General features: G+C 45.1%; 1 protein-coding gene and 1 pseudogene. Both read right to left on the reverse strand.

The window, feature by feature from the left end; all coding sequences use genetic code 11:
• A partial coding sequence (locus BACCELL_RS26200; protein ID WP_007214048.1) for a patatin-like phospholipase family protein occupies positions 1 to 551 on the reverse strand: 551 nt, incomplete at its 3' end.
• A gap of 163 nt (positions 552 to 714) precedes the next feature.
• Positions 715 to 2,031, reverse strand: a pseudogene (locus tag BACCELL_RS20870) (4Fe-4S dicluster domain-containing protein); the annotation flags it as partial.

Raw genomic sequence — 2,031 nt, forward strand, 5'->3', positions numbered from 1 at the left:
ACTGCCACCACTTTGCTGCAAACACGTCGGATGGTAGATACAGGTAAGTTCATAAACACCCCACCGTCTACATAATGCGTTCCTTCTATTTTTACAGGAGAGAAGAGAACGGGCATACAGCAGGAAGCTGCCACACGTTCGGCAATATTCCCTTTGTGAAAATGCACCACACGTCCGTGATCAAGGTCGGTTGCAGTGATGATGAGAGGTATTTGCAATTCTTCCATCGTCTTTGCTTTCAGATTGGTTTTCAAGAAATCAATAAATTCTCCTAACTCGAACAATCCCACTTTCGGGATGACTAATTTGGTCAGATCCTGGAACTTATGCCCGGAGAAGTAATCCAGCACTTTATGCGGTTCGTTACCGTCTGCATAAAACACGCCTGCCAAAGCCCCTGCGCTTACTCCCGAAAGGATATTAGGTTTGATGTCATGTTCCAACAATGACTGCATCACGCCCAGATGCGCGAAACCCTTGATAAAACCACCGCTCAAAGCATATCCTATAGGATATTTGTTCGTAAACCAATTATTTGATGTTGCCTCCATGTAAAAAATCTACCATATATTTGTTCGCCACGAAATTAGTGATTTTATCGTAGGTTGAAAGTAAAAAGGGAGAAAAATGTGCTAAGTATAGAGAAAAAGCAACGCCTGCCCCCAATTTATACAATCGAAGACAGGCGTCAGTGGGAATCGGGAAAATATTTAATCAAAAGCCGAAATCATCTACCTGAATTTCTTCCTGATGATTATCGGTGAAGGGTTTAGCCTCTTGCTGTACGGCATTTCCTTCGATGTATACGGCGCGGAAGGGGCGGGCAGGGCAGACGTATTCACAACCGCCACAACCTACACAAATTTCCGTATCTATATGAGGAATTGTCAATCCGTCCTTGAAAGGAATCATCGACAGAGCTTGCGTAGGACAATGTTCTGAACAAGCCCCACAACTGGTTCCGTCACGGTAGACGATGCAGTTCTCCTCGATGAAGACAACTTTACCCATCTGTGTCAGGTGTTTCTGCTCTTTCGTCAGTGGCAGGATAGCTCCATTCGGACAAACATCCCCGCATACGGTACAATCGAAATTACAGAAACCCTTTTCAAAGAAAACGGTCGGCTGCATCATTCCCCCTAAACCATACTCCATAAAAGCAGGCTTCAGTACATGAGAGGGGCATTTGCTGACACACAGGTGGCACGAGGTGCAATGTGCCTGAAAATGCTCCAGACTGATAGATCCCGGCGGTGTTATAGGCGTCTGACGTTTGTCACTTTTCATTCCGGCTGCCACAGCCGCTACATTCTGGGCTTGTGCCATTACTTTGGGAGTTGCAGCGGCAGTTGTCAGCCCGGCAAGTAAAAAACGGCGTTTGGAAGTGTCAGTCACCTGTTTCTCTGTTTTGAGGGGAGTGGTATAACTAAGTGCGTTCTGGCGACATTCACCCAGACAATCGAAACAATCTACGCAACGACTGTAGTCAATAGTCTGTTCCGGACTATTAATACATGAGGCTTTGCATTTAGTGGCACACAGTCCGCAATGATTGCATTTTTCTGTATCGATACGTACTTTAAACAGTGAGAAGCGACTTAGAAAGCCAAGCAACGTACCTACCGGGCATATTGTGTTGCACCAGGTACGTCCGTATTTCCATGCCAGAAAGCCAATCACTAAGAGCGTTAACAGTCCGATAATAAAGGACGAGATACTCAGGAGAGAAGCGTCCACCTGATAGAAAGTATAGTTATTGAAACTTGAAAATATGCTTTCCAGCAAATTGTTCCCTAACATATACACAGGTTTAAACACATTGACCGTCATACGTCCGAAAGCGCTGTAAGGATCAAGCAGACCTAAAATGACCGTAAATCCGAAAAGAAAAGCTATCGCCGTTACACCCAATACTCCCCAGCGCAGTATATTCCTGGCAGGCGAGTAGCGGAAACGTTTCTTTTTCTTTGCCGTTTTTTTAGAAATCCAGGTCACTATATCCGAAAGATACCCATCGGACAAATTGTAGAG

The sequence above is a fragment of the Bacteroides cellulosilyticus DSM 14838 genome (genome assembly GCF_000158035.1).
GTDB classification, from domain to species: Bacteria; Bacteroidota; Bacteroidia; order Bacteroidales; family Bacteroidaceae; genus Bacteroides; species Bacteroides cellulosilyticus.